At 69.4% G+C, this 17,632-nt stretch carries 14 protein-coding genes; 11 read left to right on the top strand and 3 right to left on the bottom strand.

The window, feature by feature from the left end:
• Window positions 1-11: 11 nt before the first annotated feature.
• From ACCO44_RS15285 to ACCO44_RS15275, 3 genes are read left to right on the top strand one after another with little or no spacing between them, the layout of a single operon-like run.
• Entirely contained in the window at window positions 12-1,595 is a 1,584-nt protein-coding gene (locus ACCO44_RS15285) for a S1C family serine protease (RefSeq protein WP_372467218.1), read from the top strand.
• A 48-nt stretch (window positions 1,596-1,643) separates the two neighbouring features.
• Complete coding sequence (locus ACCO44_RS15280; protein WP_372467216.1) at window positions 1,644-2,897, top strand: CDP-glycerol glycerophosphotransferase family protein; 1,254 nt, start codon at window positions 1,644-1,646, stop codon at window positions 2,895-2,897.
• Entirely contained in the window at window positions 2,894-4,330 is a 1,437-nt protein-coding gene (locus ACCO44_RS15275; protein WP_372467214.1) for a CDP-glycerol glycerophosphotransferase family protein, read from the top strand. The genes ACCO44_RS15280 and ACCO44_RS15275 overlap by 4 nt, the downstream gene beginning before the upstream one ends.
• Before the next feature lie 27 nt (window positions 4,331-4,357).
• Here the strand turns inward: ACCO44_RS15275 and ACCO44_RS15270 are convergent, their stop codons facing one another.
• On the bottom strand, window positions 4,358-5,383 hold the full coding sequence (locus ACCO44_RS15270) for a glycosyltransferase family 2 protein (RefSeq protein ID WP_372469415.1): 1,026 nt from the start codon (window positions 5,381-5,383) through the stop codon (window positions 4,358-4,360).
• Between the two features lie 169 nt (window positions 5,384-5,552).
• Here ACCO44_RS15270 and ACCO44_RS15265 point away from each other — a divergent pair, with 169 nt between their 5' ends.
• The 6 genes from ACCO44_RS15265 to ACCO44_RS15240 all read left to right on the top strand — a co-directional run bounded on the left by ACCO44_RS15265 (window position 5,553) and on the right by ACCO44_RS15240 (window position 11,506).
• On the top strand, window positions 5,553-6,836 hold the full coding sequence (locus tag ACCO44_RS15265) for a CDP-glycerol glycerophosphotransferase family protein (protein ID WP_372467213.1): 1,284 nt from the start codon (window positions 5,553-5,555) through the stop codon (window positions 6,834-6,836).
• A complete protein-coding gene (locus ACCO44_RS15260) occupies window positions 6,833-7,609 on the top strand; it encodes a biotin--[acetyl-CoA-carboxylase] ligase (RefSeq protein WP_372467212.1) in 777 nt (258 codons plus the stop codon). Before ACCO44_RS15265 ends, ACCO44_RS15260 begins: the two co-directional genes overlap by 4 nt.
• Window positions 7,610-7,695: 86 nt before the next feature.
• The gene (locus tag ACCO44_RS15255; RefSeq protein WP_081859874.1) at window positions 7,696-8,214 is read left to right on the top strand and encodes a PH domain-containing protein; all 519 of its coding nucleotides are present in this window, start codon (window positions 7,696-7,698) and stop codon (window positions 8,212-8,214) included.
• A 104-nt stretch (window positions 8,215-8,318) separates the two neighbouring features.
• Complete coding sequence (locus ACCO44_RS15250) at window positions 8,319-9,443, top strand: 5-(carboxyamino)imidazole ribonucleotide synthase (RefSeq protein WP_372467210.1); 1,125 nt, start codon at window positions 8,319-8,321, stop codon at window positions 9,441-9,443.
• Between the two features lie 144 nt (window positions 9,444-9,587).
• On the top strand, window positions 9,588-10,055 hold the full coding sequence (gene purE / locus ACCO44_RS15245) for a 5-(carboxyamino)imidazole ribonucleotide mutase (RefSeq protein ID WP_372469414.1): 468 nt from the start codon (window positions 9,588-9,590) through the stop codon (window positions 10,053-10,055).
• Window positions 10,056-10,138: 83 nt separating this feature from the next.
• Complete coding sequence (locus tag ACCO44_RS15240) at window positions 10,139-11,506, top strand: LCP family protein (protein ID WP_372467209.1); 1,368 nt, start codon at window positions 10,139-10,141, stop codon at window positions 11,504-11,506.
• A 204-nt stretch (window positions 11,507-11,710) separates the two neighbouring features.
• Here ACCO44_RS15240 and ACCO44_RS15235 read toward each other — a convergent pair whose 3' ends face one another.
• Window positions 11,711-12,298: a hypothetical protein gene (locus ACCO44_RS15235; protein WP_372467208.1), complete on the bottom strand. Its 588-nt coding sequence runs from the start codon at window positions 12,296-12,298 to the stop codon at window positions 11,711-11,713.
• A 143-nt stretch (window positions 12,299-12,441) separates the two neighbouring features.
• Window positions 12,442-14,205, bottom strand: coding sequence for a DUF4012 domain-containing protein (locus ACCO44_RS15230; RefSeq protein WP_372467206.1), 1,764 nt, complete (start codon window positions 14,203-14,205; stop codon window positions 12,442-12,444).
• A 122-nt stretch (window positions 14,206-14,327) separates the two neighbouring features.
• On the opposite strand from ACCO44_RS15230, the gene ACCO44_RS15225 reads away from it, so the two are divergent.
• Window positions 14,328-15,401 carry a glycosyltransferase gene (locus tag ACCO44_RS15225; RefSeq protein WP_372467204.1) on the top strand — a complete coding sequence of 358 codons (1,074 nt, stop codon included), beginning with the start codon at window positions 14,328-14,330 and terminating at the stop codon, window positions 15,399-15,401.
• 100 nt (window positions 15,402-15,501) lie between these two features.
• Window positions 15,502-17,574 carry a cell wall-binding repeat-containing protein gene (locus tag ACCO44_RS15220; RefSeq protein WP_081859871.1) on the top strand — a complete coding sequence of 691 codons (2,073 nt, stop codon included), beginning with the start codon at window positions 15,502-15,504 and terminating at the stop codon, window positions 17,572-17,574.
• Window positions 17,575-17,632 lie beyond the last annotated feature (58 nt).

The raw sequence follows: 17,632 nt of genomic DNA, 5'->3' as shown, positions 1-17,632 counted from the left end.
GAGCACACACCATGAACGAAGACAACACCCAGGACCACTCGGCACCCGCGTCGAACGACGCCGTGCCGTCCACCGAGGCTGCAGAGGTCGCCGCTCAGCCGGCGACGCCTGCCGCCGCTGACACGACCGGGTCGGCATCCGCCGCGCCCGCCACCGCCGCGCCGATGCCCGGTGCACCGGTGCAGGGGCACGAGGTGCCGTCGACGTTCACGTCGCACGTGTCGCCCGCGCCGCAGGTCGCGCCGGTGCCGCACGCATTCAGCGCGCCATCTGCGCCGGCGACGGGCACCGCTTCGGGCGCGGCCTTCGGCATCCCGACGGCGTCGCACACGCAGCCCACGCAGCCGTACGGCGCGGAGCCGCTCGTCGGCGATGGCACCAAGACCAAGGAGCAGAAGTCGCGCGGGGGCACGAAGTTCGCGGCGCTGATCGTCGCGGCCGCACTCGTCGGCGGCGTCGCGGGCTTCGGCGGCGGTGCGCTGCTGAACGGGCTCCAGGACACCCCGTCCTCCGGCACGGCGACCGGGCCGCAGACCGTGACGGTCAACAACCCCGGCTCGGTCAACGAGACCACCGCGGTCGCGACCTCCGCACTGCCGTCCGTGGTCACCATCGAGGTCGCCGGCTCGCAGGAAGCCGGCAGCGGCTCCGGCGTGATCATCAGCGACGACGGCTACGTGCTCACGAACACGCACGTCGTCACCCTCGGCGGTGCAGCGGCAGATCCCACCATCCGCGTGACCGCGTCGGACGGGAAGATCTACGAGGCCACCGTCGTCGGCACCGACCCGATCTACGACCTTGCCGTGATCAAGCTGAAGGACGCCCAGGGACTCACGCCCATCGACTTCGCCGACTCGTCGAAGCTCAACGTCGGCGACACGACCGTTGCGCTCGGTGCCCCGCTGGGCCTGGCGAACTCGGTGACGACCGGCATCGTGAGCGCGCTCAACCGAAGCATCCAGATCGCGTCCTCCGCTCTGCCCGACTCGTCCGCCGAAGACGCGCCGCAGGAGCAGTCTCCCGAGGGCCAGGGCCAGGGGCCGTTCCAGTTCGACATCCCCGGCAGCGGCGAGCAGCAGCAGACCTCGGAGTCGATCTCGATCGCCGTCATCCAGACGGATGCCGCGATCAACCACGGAAACTCCGGTGGAGCGCTCGTGAACAGCAAGGGCGAGCTGATCGGCATCAACGTGGCGATCGCGAGCTCGGGCAGCTCCGAGGAGTCCGGCTCGATCGGCATCGGCTTCGCGATCCCTTCGAACATCGCCAAGCGAGTGTCCGAGGAGATCATCGCCGACGGCGCAGCGACCCACGGTCTGCTGAACGCATCCGTCCAGGACGCATCGAGCATCGAGGGCGCTACCGTCGCCGGTGCCTACATCGCCAAGGCCAACGAGGGCGGGGCTGCTGCCGCAGCCGGCATCGAGAAGGGCGACATCGTCACCTCCTTCAACGGGGTGCCGATCACCAGCGCGACCGACCTCACCGCGCAGGTGCGTGCGGCAGCGGCCGGCAGCAAGGCCACCGTCACATATGTCCGCAACGGCAAGGACTACGACGTCGAGGTGACCCTCGGCGAACTGGCCGGCTGACCCGAGCCTCACAGCGAGGGACGCCACCCCGCGCGATAGGCTCGCGGGGTGGCGTCCTTCTCTTTCGGCACCGGCAACGCGGCCAAACTGCTCCGGATCCCGCTGTATGCCGTCGGACGCATCGGTACTCTTCTCCTCCCGCGAGGGCGGCGCTGGGTGTTCGGCTGCGGTGCCGGGATCGGCGACGGTGCGCTCGCGATGCAGCAGCACGCGGCAGCGGCGGGCCATGACACGTTCTGGCTCACGTCATCCGAACGCGAAGACCGCGAGGCGGCCGCTCTCGGCATCCGTTTCGCCCGCAAGAGCGGCCTACGCGGCTGGTGGGCGACCGCCAGGGCCGGTGTGCTGGTGGTCACTCACGGCTTGGGCGATGTCAACCGCTATGCGAACGGTGGCGCGTTCGTCGTCCAGCTCTGGCACGGCATCCCGCTCAAGCGGATCGGGCTGGACTCGCCGGCGACGACCGAGGTGCCGAAAGTCCCCGGTGCGCAGCTGCTGCGTCGCGCGATCGCGGTGCTCTACCGCGCCGCCGCGCAGCGGATCCGTGTGCTGCCCGCCGCGTCCCATCGCGCGAGGGGCAGGCTGGAGTCCGCATTCGGTCTCGGCGACGACCGGGTCGTCGTGACCGGCGAGCCTCGCGTCGATGTCCTCTCGGCGGGTTCGGGGGAGGAGCGGCGCAGCGCCGCATCCGCACTTCTCCGCCGGGTCGTCGGCGACATCCCCGTGTCCGCGCGCACAGTCCTGTACGCGCCGACCTGGCGGGACGGCGCTCCCGACCCCGCCGTTCCGTCTGCGGCGGAGTGGGTTCAGATCATCCGCCTCCTCGAAGCGCAGGACGCCGTTCTCCTCGTGCGTTCGCACCCGCTGGGGGAAGGTGGCTACGCGCCGCCCCTGCCGAGCAGGCGGGTCCGCGCTCTGGGCTCGACCGTGATCGCCGACGTCACGCCCGTGCTGCCGGCGGTGGACGTGCTCGTCACCGACTACTCCTCTCTCGCTTACGACGTGGGGCTGTTGCCGATGCCGGTCCTTTTCCTGGCGCCCGACGCCCAGCAGTACGCGCGCACACGCGGCTTCTACGGTCGATACGAAGAGGTCGCGGGCCAGGACGCGGCCGCGGATTGGACGGGGCTGCTCGCGCAGCTCGAGCATCTGCTCACCGACCGTCGCGTGTACGACGCGGCGTCCGTGCGGTCCGCTACGCTCAGCGCGGGGATGCACGCGTATCGAGACGGGCGCAACACCGAGCGCGTCTATGACGTGATCCGCGCACGGGGGATTCCCGCGCCGAAGGGAGCAGCATGACAACGGCCCGCATCGACGACACGGCACAGGCGCTGGTCGTCGCAGGGACCGGGGCACGACCGGCGGAAGCCGTGTTGGTCGGACCGCGCGCACGGGTCGAGGCCCGCATCAGCGGCGGCGGCAAGACGTGGAAGGCCGCGTTCCCGCTGGAGGCGTCGCGCTGGGGCGGCCCGTCACTCCCGCTACCGACCGGAACGTACGAGCTGCGGATCTCGGATGTCGACCTGCAGGAGCTGAGGATCGATCCTGTCGTCCTGACCGGCGTGCGCATCGCCGTCGACGGCAGCACGGTCCGCATCGCCGCGCCGATCGATCCCGTGTACGAGACGGTGGAAGGCAGGTCGACGCTCGAGGAGCGCTACGTCGCCCAGAGCGGCGGCACCGAGAACGCGGTCTTCTTCGAGAGCTTCTACGGTCGCAGCGTCGGCTGCAATCCTCGCGCGATCGACCGCGAGCTCGCGACTCGTGCTCCGCAGGTGCGGCGCTACTGGAGCGTCGTCGACCTCTCGGTCGAGGTCCCGGAGGGCGCGATCGCGGTCGTCGAGGGGAGCCCCCAGTGGTGGCATGCACGGGGAGCGGCGCGTCTGCTCGTCGTCAACGACTGGCTGCGGCGTCGTTTCGCCCGCAAGCCGGGTCAGAAGGTCCTGCAGACCTGGCACGGCACCCCGCTGAAGCGGCTCGCGCTGCACCGGCCGGGTTTCGATCCGCGACGCATGGCGGCGGTGGTCAAGGAGTCCCGCCGCTGGGACGTCCTCCTGGCGCAGAACGCCTACTCGGAACGCATTCTGCGCAAGGCATACGCGTTCTTCGGGCGCCCGATCTGGGTGGACGGCTACCCCCGCAATGACACGCTGATCTCGGAAGACCCGGCTGCGATCCGCCGCTCCCTGGGCATCGGGGCCGAAGAGAGGGTGCTCCTTTACGCCCCGACCTGGCGAGACGACCGCACCGAGATGGTCGACTTCATCGACCCCGAACTCCTGGCACGTCAGGCCAACGCGGTGGTGCTCGTGCGCGGCCATTCCCGGACGCTCGAACAGGGCCGCGACCGCGACGGCGCGCGCGTCATCGACGTGACGGGATATCCGGAGACCGCGCGGCTGCTGCTCGCCGCCGACGCGCTGATCACCGACTACTCCTCGGTGATGTTCGATTTCAGCGTCACAGGCAAGCCGATGTACTTTCTGGTGCCCGACCTCGATCACTACCGTGGACAGCTGCGCGGCTTCTACTTCGACCTCGCCGAACGCGCGCCGGGACCCCTGGTGCGCACGCAACAAGAGCTCACCGCCGCCCTCGATGACGCGGGTCACGACGCCGCATTCGCCGAGCGGTATGCGGCGTGGCGCCGACAGTTCAACCCCCGTGACGACGGCCACGCTGCTCAGCGTGTCGTCGACCGCATCCTCGATCTCGGCTTCGTCACGCTCTGACGTCGCCGGCCTCGCCGCCGGAGCGGTTCAGGGCAGCGGAGTGTTGCGAGTGCCGAGGCGAGAGGCGTCGACGGTGTCGCGGGCTCCGCGGAGCACGCCGCCGAGGAAGCCGATTCCCCAGGACAGATGCATGGTCGGCAGCACGAGCGTGGTCCACAGCCGTTGGCGCACACCGCCGCCACGCGGCGCCAGAGCGACGCCCAGCACGAGGAGCAGATACAGCGCGAGGGGTGCGTACACGAGGAGGGAGACGATCAGCGAGACCGCGCCGCCGAGCACTCCGGTGAGCTGGAGGATCCCCGTCACGAGGGCGAGCAGGACCAGGAGCACGAGCGCAGGCGGCGCGAAGTAGCGGATGCCGTTGCGGCGACCGAACCGACGCACGAGCTCGCCGCGCCAGGCGCCGGTCGCGCGGAACTGGCGCGCCAGACGGATCCAGCTCTCGCGGGGCCAGTAGGTGACGGACAGCTCGGGGTCGAACCAGACACGGTGCCCGGCCTGACGGATGCGAAGGTTGAGCTCCCAGTCCTCGCCACGCCGGATCGACTCGTCGAACAGGCCGACCTCGTCCAGGACCTCGCGTCGCATGACGCCGAGATAGGCGGACTCGGCCTCGCCCTCCTGGGAGCTGCCGTGGTACGCGCCTCCGCCGAGTCCGACGGGGGAGTTGTACAGGCGGGCGACGGCCTTCTGGAACGGTGTGCGTCCCTCGGCGTGCATGACGCCGCCCACATTGGCCGAATCGGTGCGTTCCAGGGTCCGGAGCGCCCGGGCGGCGTAGCCGGCGGAGAGCTCGGAGTGCGCGTCGACGCGCACGATCGTCGAATAGCGGCTCGCTCGGATCGCGGCGTTGAGTCCGACGGGGATGTGCGCCGCGGGATTGTCGACCAGCCGGATACGCTCGTCCTGCTCAGCCAGGCGCTGAGCGAGCTCCGTCGTGCCGTCGTTCGACGGCCCCAGCGCGAGGACGAGCTCGGTGGGGACATCGACGTCCTGGGCGAGCACGGATTCGATCGCGTGCTCGAGGTAGGCGCGCTCGTTGAGCACCGGCATCACGAAGGACACCCCGGGCAGGGGAGCGGCTGATTCGTCGGCTGGCACATGACGATCATGTCACGGTGGCTCCCACTGATCCTGAGGAGGACGCGGACTATCGCCCTTCCGGCGCCGGATCCGTCCGCAGGCGCCGGACGACGCCGCCCCGACGAACTATTCTGGAGGGATGGGTGCACTGTCTGATGCGAAGAAGGCGTACCGACTGCTGACGCGGGCGCTCGCATCCCGCACCGCCGTGCAACGCGTGCGTCGGCGGCTCTCGGAACGCGAACCCCTCCCGACCGACCACTTCCAGGTGGCGGTGTATTTCGCCGACGGTGCCGTGAACATGTACCAGATGCGTCAGTGGTACCGCCCGCTCGCCGAACTCGCGAAGCGGTGGCCCGTCGTCGTGCTCTCGCGTCAGGCGACCGGAACCGAGAGGCTGCTCGAGGAGGATTCCCCTCCCGTCGCCTTCGTGCCGAAGGTCCGCGACCTCGAACGGTTCATCGCGACGCAGGACATCCGCGTGGTGCTGTACGTGAACCAGAACACCCGCAACTTCCAGATGTTCCGCTACGGGCGGCGGTGGCACGTGTTCATCAACCACGGCGAGTCCGACAAGATGTACATGACCACGAATCAGTACAAGGCCTACGACTACGCCTTCGTGGCCGGTCAGGCTGCGCGTGATCGGCTGTCGCGCACGTTGTGGGACTATGACGTGGATCGCCGCACCATCGAGATCGGCCGGCCGCAGGCGGATCACTACTCGGGAACGCTCCCCTTCGTGCCGGACGAGCGGACCGTCGTCCTCTACGCGCCCACATGGGAGGGGGACCGCCCGAGTGCCCACTACGGGTCGATCGCCACGCACGGCGAAGCGCTCGTGACGCGACTGCTGGCGACCGGCGCGCATCGGGTGATCTACCGTCCCCACCCGCGTAGCGGTGTCGTGGACGAGGCGTACGGGGCTGCCCACCGGCGGATCATCGCGGCGATCGCTGCCGCGAACGCGGCGGACCCGACGGCGCAGCACGTCTACGATCATGCACCGGAGCTCGGCTGGCAGCTGACGGCGGCCGATGTCGCGATCGTCGACATCTCCGCGATGGTCTACGACCGTCTGGCCGCGGGGAAGCCGCTGATGATCACGCGTCCGACCGACGAACGTGCTTCCATCGACACGCAGGGCTATCTGGCTGATTGCGAATGGTTGACGGCGGAGGCCGCGCACGACATCGTCGCGGAGGTCGAACGCGTGCGAGCCGACGAGGCAGCCACCGCTCGTCTGCGGATGTGGGTGCAGCACTACTTCGGTGACACGACACTGGGAGTGGCCACGGAGAAGTTCCACGCGGCGGTCGACGGGCTCATGAAGGAGTGGGAGCGGTGGCAGGCCCACGAGGTCGGGGCGATCCGCGAGGACGAGGACGACGACGACGAAGAAGTCGACGACGAGGAAGTATGAGCGTGGACTTCTCGCTGGCGCATCCGATCGTCCCTCGACTCGAGGTGCGGGAGCGAACCGGGTCGACGAACGCCGATCTTCGTGCGCACGCGGGGGATGTCGTCGGTTGGCCGCATCTGTCGACCATCGTGACGCGCGACCAGACCGCGGGCCGAGGCCGCCTCGACCGCAGCTGGGTCGCCCCGGCGGGCACGGCCTTGGCCGTCTCCGTGCTTCTGCGCGCTCTGCCGCTCGACCCGGCGGCACGAGGCTGGATTCCGCTCGCCGCCGGGGTGGCGATGTCGGACGCGGTCGCAGCGCAGCTGCCGGAGCACGACGTCGGGGTGAAGTGGCCGAACGACGTACTGGTCGACGGACGCAAGATCTGCGGCATCCTCGCCGAGGCGACGGGGGATGCGGTGGTCGTCGGCGCCGGTGTGAACACGGCGATGACGGTCGAGCAGCTTCCGGTGCCGACGGCCACGTCGTTCGCGGCCCTCGACGTCGAGGCCGAAGAGGATCGGCTCCTGGCGGCGTATCTCACCGCGCTGGATGATCTGCTGTCCGCGCTCGTCTCGACGGGTGACGCGGGCAGGAGCGGGCTGCATGCGGCGGCGACCGCCCGATGCGCGACGATCGGGCAGGCGGTCCGCGTGTCTCTGCCGGCCGGCCGGATCCTGGAGGGCGTGGCCACAGCACTCGATCCGGAGGGGCGCCTGGTGGTGTCCGTCGACGGCGAGCAGCAGGCGATTTCCGCCGGTGACGTCGTCCACGTCCGCCCTGCCGGAAACTGACACGCCGTCGTCCAGACGGCTATGTCGGCGATCACAGGCACAATGGTGGTGTGACCCAGCCTGTGACGCTCGGCGGGCGGCCCCTGATGCCGCCGCCCGGTACGCCTTCGGAGGAGTTGCTGATCGCGCGCTTCCGGAGCCACGCGCGTCGGCTGTTCTGGTCGGCACTCGTGCTCATCGCGACCTTCGGTGCGACGGCCTACTTCTACGGCAACCTGCCCGCGGGCTTCGAGGACTGGATGCTGCTCGCCGCAGCCGGTCTCCTGGTCATCCTCGCGGTCGTCATCCCCTTCGTGATCTGGTACTCGCGCAGCACGACGGTCACGACCAGGCGGGTCATCGCGCACCATGGCATCGGCGCTCGCGGGCGCCGCGAGATGTCCCACGCCCGCGGATACACGATCGCGGTTCGCCGTGGTCCGCTCCAGCGGCTGTGGGGCTCGGGCAACATCACCCTCTCCAACGGCGTCGATGCGCCGCTCCGACTCGCGAACGTCCCGAACGTCACCCTCGTGCACGAGACGCTCGCCGACCAGATCGAGGTCGGGCAGATCCTGGCGCATCGCGACGCGCAGGCCGGCGGCGACGAACCGAACCCATCGTGAGCTCGCTGCTCGCCGCAGGGCGGGCCCTCGTCCGCTGACCCCGAGCGTGTCGATTCCGCCCGCCCCGGTGCGCGAGAATGGGTGCAGACGAATGGAGACGGCACATGGCGTTGCGTGTTGGTGTGATCGGCGGAGGACAGCTGGCCCGGATGATGATCGCACCTGCGGTGGAGCTCGGTCTCGACCTGCGAGTGCTCGCCGAGGGCGAGGGGATGTCGGCCGCGCTCGCGGCCACCGCGATCGGTGACTACCGCGACCTCGAAACCGTGCGCGCTTTCGCGGCGGACGTCGACGTTGTGACGTTCGACCACGAGCATGTTCCGCAAGACGTCCTGCGAGCGCTCGTCGCCGACGGGGTCGTGGTGCATCCGGGCCCCGATGCCCTGCAGTTCGCGCAGGACAAGCTCGTCATGAGAGCCCGGCTCGCCGAACTCGGTGTGCCGCAGCCCGACTGGGCTCCCGTGCGGAGCATCGCCGAGCTGCAGGACTTCCTCGATGCGCATGCCGGTGCGGGCGTCGTGAAGACACCCCGCGGCGGATACGACGGAAAGGGCGTGCGGGTCGTCCGTGCCGCCGCCGAAGCGCAGGACTGGCTCGATGCTCTCGCCGAAGACGACGCGCTCCTCGTCGAGGAGCTCGTTCCTTTCGTGCGCGAACTCGCCCAGCAGGTGGCGCGCCGCCCGAGTGGGCAGGTCGTCGCGTACCCCGTGGTCGAGACGGTGCAGCGAGACGGAGTGTGCGCCGAGGTCATCGCCCCGGCGCCCGCTGCCGCGGACCGCCTCGTGGAGGTCGCCGAGGAGATCGGTCGCACCATCGCGGACGGGCTCGGCGTCACAGGCATGCTGGCCGTGGAGCTGTTCGAGACCGACGACGAACGCATACTCGTCAACGAGCTCGCGATGCGCCCGCACAACAGCGGGCACTGGAGCCAGGACGGCGCTGTCACCGGACAGTTCGAGCAGCATCTGCGGGCGGTCGCCGATCTTCCGCTGGGAAGCACCGCGCCCCGCTCCGCCTGGTCCGTGATGGTGAACATCCTCGGCGGACCGGTGGCGGGCACGCTCGATGAGCGCTTCGGTGCGGCGATGGCTGCGCACCCGCAGGCGAAGATCCACACGTACGGCAAGGCTCCGCGACCCGGCCGGAAGGTCGGGCATGTGAACGTCGTCGACGATGACCTCGACGATGCCGTGTACGTGGCGCGGGCAGCTGCCGCCCATTTCGACTGAGCAGCGCTCGCTCTCGGCGTCACACGGCGCGAGACATGCGCGCGAAGAGGCGCGGCGTTCGGGGTTTCTCCCAGCGGCAGACCGTAGCCTGATCTGGTGACCGAGCCACTGCACTCCTCCGCCGTTCCTCTTGTCGGCGTCGTCATGGGATCCGTCTCCGATTGGCGCGTGATGAGCGATGCGTCTCAGGCCCTCACGGACTTCGGAATCCCGCACGAGGTCGAGGTCGTCTCGGCGCATCGCACGCCCGACAAGCTCATGTCGTACGCGCGTGACGCGCGGTCACGAGGAGTCCGCGTCATCATCGCGGGTGCCGGGGGTGCAGCGCACCTTCCGGGCATGCTCGCCTCGATGACCCCGCTTCCCGTCGTGGGTGTCCCTGTGCCGCTCGCCTACCTCGACGGCATGGACTCGCTGCTCTCGATCGTGCAGATGCCTGCCGGGATCCCGGTCGCCACCGTGTCCATCGGCGGAGCGCGCAACGCGGGACTCCTCGCGGCACGGATCCTCGGGACGGCAGACCCCGACCTCGCCGACCGTGTCGAGGCGTACTCTCGCGAGCTCGAGGCCCAGGTCGAGGAGAAGAACGAACGGCTGAAGGGGTCACTGTGACCCTTGCGCCTCCGCGCGCATCAGGGCGCCCACTGATCGAGACCCGGCCGCTGCGGCACCCGGACCTCTCCGATCCGGGGACTATGGCGAAGCGGGGCTGGTGGCTGGTCGCGCTGAATCTCCTGCTGCCGGGCTCGGCCCAGGTGCTCGCCGGTAATCGTCGACTCGGTCGCTTCGGCCTCGGTGCCACTCTGCTCGCCTGGCTCCTCGCGATCGTCGCTGTCGGCCTCGCGCTGTTCGCGCGCCCTGTCCTGCTGTGGCTCACGATCGGCGGCGGGTTCTTCTCGGCTGCCGTCCTCACGATCGTGCAGGTGCTTCTCGTCGCCTACGTCGTCCTCTGGATCGTCCTGACATTCGACGCCCTGCGTCTCGTGCGCCTCGTGAAGCTCCCCGGGCCGTCGCGCCTCGCCATCCCCGTCGTCGCCCTGCTGCTGCTGGGCCTCGTCGGCGGGGGAGCCGCGTATGCGGCGACCGCGGTGGGCTCGGTGCGCAGCACGATCGGCTCGATCTTCGGTCAGAGCGGCCCGAGCGTGCAGCCGAGCGACGGCTACTACAACATTCTGCTGCTCGGCGCCGACAGCGGCGACGGACGCGACTCGATGCGGTTCGACAGCATCTCGGTCGTGTCGGTGAACGCCGACACCGGCGCCGTGACCATCACCGGCATCCCGCGCGAGCTCCCGAACGCCCCGTTCAGCGAGGGCAGCCCGATGCAGGAGCTCTATCCGAACGGCTTCGAAGGGCACAGCTCATCGACGTGCGGCTGGAACGGGTGGATGAACCACGTGCGCAACGCGGCCGAGGTGTGCCGCGACGACGGGGGAGCAGGGCTCTATCCCGACGCCGTCGCCCACGGCTCCGACCCGGGGATCGAGGCGACCAAGGACGCGGCGGAGGGAGTCCTCGGCATTGAGATCCCGTACTACGTGTTCGTCGACATGCACGGCTTCGCGGAGCTCGTCGATGCTCTGGGCGGCGTGGAGATCGATGTCACCGAGCGTCTTCCGAAGGGCGGACCCCCCGAGGGCTGGACGGGCACCGACGTGAACGAATGGGCCATCGGCTGGATCGAGCCGGGCACGCAGCGGATGAACGGCGACACGGCTCAGTGGTACGCCCGATCCCGCTACACCACCAGCGACTGGGATCGCATGAAGCGTCAGCGTGAGCTCCAGGAGGCGATCCTCGCTCAGTTCACTCCGCAGACCGTGCTCACCCGATTCAATGAGGTGGCTGCGGCGGGCACGGCACTGATCAGCACCGATCTGCCCTCCGACAAGCTGCCGGAGTTCTTCGACCTGATGCTGAAGGCGAAGGAGCAGCAGGTGACGTCGATCGAGCTCACGCCCGACTTCGGCGTGGACGAGCACGAACCTGACTACGGCTTCATCCACGACCTGATCGCGACGTCGCTGCATCCGCCGACGCAGACGCCGAGCCCCGCTCCCTGACGACCGCGAGCCCGCGTCGACCGGAGACGGTGCTGGACGTCCGGACCGTCCCGCGAGCGCGCGACAAAGCCCACGGCTCTCCCGTCCCAGAAGGGGCGAGCCGTGGGCTTCCGGTGGGTGCCACCGGATGCACCAGACGACGGTGATCGGAGGGGGAGGGATCACCGTCGTCCAGTCGACCACCGCGCGAGGCGGCAGCCGGACCTAGGCGCGCTTGCGGCGAGACGCTCCGACCGCGACGAGGGCACCGCCGGCGACGAGCGCCGCGGCGCCGCCTCCGAGGACCCACGGCGAGACGTTTCCGCCGGTGAGGGCGAGTTCGAATCCGTCGCCCGTGAGCGGCATCTCCGCGCCTGCCGGTGCGACCCCAGGATCGTGGTCGCACGTCGAAGCGGCATCATGACCGTGTGCGACCGTGATCGTCGCGGTGTACGAGCGCGAGCCGGCGAAGGAGACGGCGTAGGAGCCCTCTCCATCAGAAGGCGGGCGGAAGGTGAGCGTCAGGCTGCCGTCGGTCGCGGCGGTGTTGCCCGAGACTGCGGCATTACCGGCGTTGAGGCCGGACACCGAGACGCTCACGTTCTCGGACGGCAGGAAGTACCCGGGTCCGAACACGATGGTCGAGACTTCGCAGATGTCGATGACCGGGTCGCCGACCTTGACGCCGGGAGGCGTCGTGTACGAGTCGGAAGACGCGGCCGGAACAGTCGATGGCGCAGCGGATGCGACGGCGGGCGCCATCAATACGAGCGCGCCGGCGGTAAGGCTGATTGCAGCCAGTTTTTTCAGCATGATTTCTCCCCAGAATTTCACGCGGAATCGCATCCGGATACACCCCTGCATCCGACTGCGTGGAGTCGTCTTGCCCCCACGGCAAGATTGCAGACTCCAGATATTCCCCAGTGGCTCAACGCTACCCTATCGAGCGCGGAATGTCACGTTGCGCAGTTCAGCGGTTTCCGTGCGGTGTCCGGAGCCTCGATGAGCGGTGTATGCCGCACTTCCGTGAATCGCGCGCCGGCGCCCGTGCCCTCGAACTCGACCGTGATCGTCGTCGATTCGCCGGGGGCGAGGGAGACCTCGTGCTGCACCACGGAACGATCGCCGAGCATGGCCGTCTGCACGCCTTCCTCTTCGCCGTCGCGGTCGACATGGGCGGGCGTCGCGCCCTCGGGGCCGTACACCGCGATCAGCGTGCGCACCGTGCCGGCGGGGACGCCGTAGAACCCGTCGGCCGTGACATAGGCGGGCAGCGAGGTCGCGGCGTCCGCCGGGGCCGTATTCGTCCACGTGACGCGCACCTGCGTGGTCGGAGCGCCCTGACACGTGCCGACCGACGTCGTGATGGATGCACGGGTGTAGTAGTCCATCTTCCCGCCGGTGGTGTCGTTCATCAGCACGCCCACGTAGGTCGCGTCGTCGCTGTCCGTGGGGATCGTTCCGCCCAGTTCGGAGGCGGCGAGAACGGCCTCCTCCTCCGGGTGTGCGCTCCAGATGCGGATACGACTCTCGTCCGCCGATGTGGCCAGCGCCCCGATGAGAGCCCGGGGGTCGCCGCCGGACAGTGCGGCGCTGAACAGGCCTCCCGCCGCCTGCGCGAAGATCGCGTCCTGCGTGGCGGGATCGGGGACCGCCGCATAGATCTGGGACAGCAGGATGTCCGTCACGGTGTCCGCTGTGGCCGTGAAGGGTCCGAAAGCGAGGTCTCCGGTCGCCTTCATGAGGTGCTCCGCGACGACGGCGTCCACGGCGATGACGCCGTCGACGGTCCCGCCGAAGCGACCCGTCCAGCGGGCCGCGATGATCTCGCCCGCCTCGGCGAAGTCCGGGATGGCGGTGATGTTCTGGAGGTAGCGACCGGGGCGGTCGTCGAACAGGGCGATCGTGGACTCGCTGAGCGGCAGAGCGGTGTCCAGCGGCGGGAAGTCCCGGGTCGACGCCTGTCTCTGCAGCGTGATCGTGCCGTTCTCCGCGTGCAGCAGCGCGATCGAGCCGATGATCCCGCCGGAGGAGCGCAACTCGGCGTTGTTCTGCATGGCCAGGACGTAGTTGCGCGGACCTTCGCCGCCGAGCATGGTCGGCAGCAGCACGGAGGCGCCGTGCAGGGAGCCGACCACCGACGCGGCTCCCGTCACCGCGGATCGCAACTCACCGATGGCGTCGGCGAGGGGTGGCAGCGTCGCGCCCGCATCGATGCGCTTGGCCTGCAGCTCCGCAGCGCTGAGCGCAGTGCTCGCCGTACCGAGCGGCTTCTCGATCTCCGCGAAAGGGGCGAGGTCGATCGTGCCGCCTTCGACGCCCAGACCTGCCAGATCGAGCCCGCCTGCCACATCGAGCAGCGGTGTGAGCGCGTTCGTCGAGACGTCGTGCGCGATCTCGGCGATCTCGCTCACCGCGCGGAAGTTCGGTCCCAGCCACGGCACAGCGCCGAAGGCCTGCCAGACGGGGTCCGAGGTGAGTTCGTCGGCGGACGCCGCATTGCGTGCGATGCTCCCGGAGACCCGCTCCGCTTCCTCGAGGTCACCTGAGGCGATCGATGCCTTCAGCTGCGTGGCGCCATTGGCGACCTGCTGAAGGTCGCTGACCGCGCCGATCCCGCGGATCGTCACCCAGCCGATCGCGATGAGGAGGATCGACAGGAGAACGCCGACGGTCCACCCGATCCATCGGCGTCGGACGGGAAGACGACCATCGCTCACCCGAGCATTCAAGCATGAACCGCTGGTGCGGCGGTGGGCGAAAACTGTGGGAACGCTGACATTCGCGCGGCACGGGTGGTGCGCTCCACGGGGGAGCTGCGCGGCGAGGATAGCCTGATCGCATGGGTGCTCGGCTGCGTGTGGTTCTGGATCAGCTCGTGCATGTCGTCGACCCCGACCAGGCTTCCGCCGCTCTCGATCTCACGGTCGGCCTGATCGCGACGGCACCCTCGGGGTGCACCGTGGACGCCATCGTCCCTGCGGGCGCGGAGGTTTCGGTCGCCGGCGTCGGCGAGGTGCGGACCCTCGGGCTCGGGCGCCGCGAGTTGGCCGCCTCCTGGCAGCTCGGGATCGCTCCGGGGGTCGGCGGAGGGATGATCCACTCGCCGACGCTGATGGCCCCGCTCGTGCGACACGACCGAGTACACGACAACGACCAGACCACGGTCACGCTGTGGGATCTGCGCGCCTGGGACGCACCGGAGCAGTTGTCGAAGAGCCTCGTCGCCTGGCAGCGCGGGATGCTGCGGCGCGCGGTGAAGCATGCCGACGCCGTGGTCGTGCCGTCGCATGCCGTCGCCGAGCGGCTGTCAGAACTCGCACGCCTCGGGGATCGCGTCCGCGTGGTCGCGGGCGCTCCGCCCCGTCGATTCGCGGCGCCCGCAGACGCCGCCGACCGGCGAGCGGCACTGACGTTGCCCGCGCAGTACGTGGTGTTGGCGGGATCGGCGGCCGATCTGCACGACGGTTTCCGCGGCGCTGCGGCGGCGGGAATCGATGCCGTCGTGATGGGCGCTCCCGATGGTGCGGAACCCCGTTACGCCGAGCTCGCTTCGGCTGCAGGGCTCCCCGAGCGGCGCGCGCACATCCGAGGCGCGCTGGATACTGCAGACCGTGCGGCCGTGCTGGCCGGGGCATCGCTGTTCGCCACGACGAGCAGTTCCGCCGGGTGGCCATGGCGCGCGGTCGAGGCGATGACCCTCGGGATCCCCGTCGTCGCCGTCGACAGCGGCTCGCACCGGGACGTGATCGCCGACGGGGGCATGCTGGTCGCAGCCGAGGAGATCGCGGACGCCATGGTGGAGGCCACGGACGCCGCCGCGGACCGGTTGCGCGTCCTGGCGGCGGATCGGTCCAGGGCCTTCTCCTGGGCGAGTTCGGCCGAACGGCTCTGGGGTCTGCACGCCGACCTCTGAGGGCTGGGAGCCACCTGCGCATCGACGCGACACGCCGGAGTGCTGTGGCCAAAGAGGCGCAACAGTGGCATCATCCTGCAACTTCCGTCACACTGGTCACATGTCTCGACGTGCCCCACGCTCGCGAAACACCCTGAGGACCGCCCCACTCCTCACCTGTTTCCTCGCTGTCTCCGCCCTGGTTCTCGGAACGGTCGTTCCCGCCGCCGCTGCTCAGGCGACGGTCGCGTCGCCCGTGGCGGCAGCCGCGAACGCCTCCGCCGCCCCCGTCGAAACGGGGATCGCGAAAAGCAGCCTCACCGGCTTCACTCCGGGCAACCTCATCAGCGACGCCGTGTTCACGAACAAGAGCACGATGACCGAGGCGCAGATCCAGACCTTCTTCAACGGCAAGGTCGCGCGCTGCCTGGGTGGTCGTGACGAGAACAACGAGGCGATCGTCTGCCTGAAGGACTTCCGGATGACCACGGTCACCCGCCCGGCAGACCAGTACTGCAGCGGATACACGGGCGCCGCGAACGAATCGGCCGCGCGCATCATCTATCGCGTCTCGCAGGCCTGCAACATCAACCCGCAGGTGCTGATCGTGATGCTCCAGAAGGAGCAGGGTCTCATCACCCACACGTGGCCGAGCGCCTGGCGCTACCGGATCGCGCTCGGTCAGGGATGCCCCGACACCGCGCCGTGCGACCCGAACTTCATCGGCTTCTTCCACCAGATCTACGGCGCCGCCCGCCAGATGCAGATCTATATGGAAGGCAAGTGGTTCCAGTGGTACGCACCGGGGAAGACGTGGAACATCCTGTACAACCCGAAGGCGTCCTGCGGCTCCGCGCCGGTGTACGTCGCGAACAAGGCGACGTCGGCTCTCTACTACTACACGCCGTACCAGCCCAACGCGGCCGCCCTGCGCGCCGGCTACGGCGAGGGTGACGGATGCTCGGCCTACGGCAACCGCAACTTCTACAACTACTTCACCGACTGGTTCGGTCCGACGCGGACGCTGACCTTCACGGCAGGCAAGCCGCTCGTCAACGGTTACGTGATCCCCGGTCAGACCCTCACGGCGACGGGTGTCTTCACGCCCGCGCCCACCACGACGGTCTACCAGTGGTTCCGCAACGGGACGGCGATCCCCGGTGCCACGGGGCGGTCGTACAACCTGACCGTCGCGGACAGCGGTACGAAGCTCGAGGTCAAGCTGACGGCGAAGCGTGCCGGCTACGTCGATGCGACGGCACAGTCGGCCGCCTACACCGCGACGACGGTGAAGGTCGACCGGATCTCCGGGACCAGCCGAGAACAGACCGCGGTCGAAGCCTCCCGTGCCGCGTGGCCGACCGGGACCAGGACGGTCTTCCTCGCGACGAGCCTCGACTTCCCCGACGCGCTCTCAGCGGTGGCGGCGGCGAGCAAGGCGCAGGCATCGCTCCTGCTCACGACCCCGGGAGCCATCCCGGCGAACGTCGCGGCGGAACTCAAGAGGCTCGCACCGACCCGGGTGGTCCTCGTCGGCGGGGTGGGCGTGGTATCGGACGCGGTGGCGGCGCAGGCGAAGGCCGCGGTGCCGGCTGCCAAGATCGAGCGGATCAGCGGCGCCGACCGATACTCGACGTCGCGCGCCATCGTCGAGAGCTCGGGCGCGAGCGCCAACGTGCTCCTGGCGACCGGTGCCGACTTCCCGGACGCTCTCAGCGCGGCGGCCGCCGGAGGAGCAGGACGTATTCCGGTGTTGCTCGTGGACGGACTCGCCAACAGCGCCGATGCCGCGACGATCGCGACGCTCCGGAAGATCGGGGCCGCCAACATCACGGTCGTGGGCGGCGTCGGCGTCGTCAAGGATTCGGTGGTCGCCCAGCTGCAGGGCCAGGGCTTCAAGGTGAACCGGCTCTCCGGCACGGATCGATACCTGACGAACATCGCCGTGAACAACGCGTACTTCCCCTCGACGGCGTTGCGTGTGCTCGTCGCCACCGGTGACGGGTTCCCGGACGCCCTCACCGGGTCCGCCCTCGCCGGCAGGCTCGGAGTCCCGCTCGTGCTCTCGCAGAGCACCTGCATGTTCCCCCAGGCGGCGGAGTTCCTGCGCACCAGGGGAGCGACGACCGTCACCCTGGTCGGCGGGACGGGAGTGCTCTCCGCGGAGGGCATCGGCCAGCTTCGTCGATGCTGAGATCGTCTGCGCGTGGGCAGCGCAGATCCTCAGCATGCCCCGGCTAGTATGAAGGCTG

It is taken from the genome of Microbacterium maritypicum, from assembly GCF_041529975.1.
GTDB lineage: Bacteria > Actinomycetota > Actinomycetes > Actinomycetales > Microbacteriaceae > Microbacterium.
This window is presented reverse-complemented; position numbering and strand designations above follow the sequence as displayed.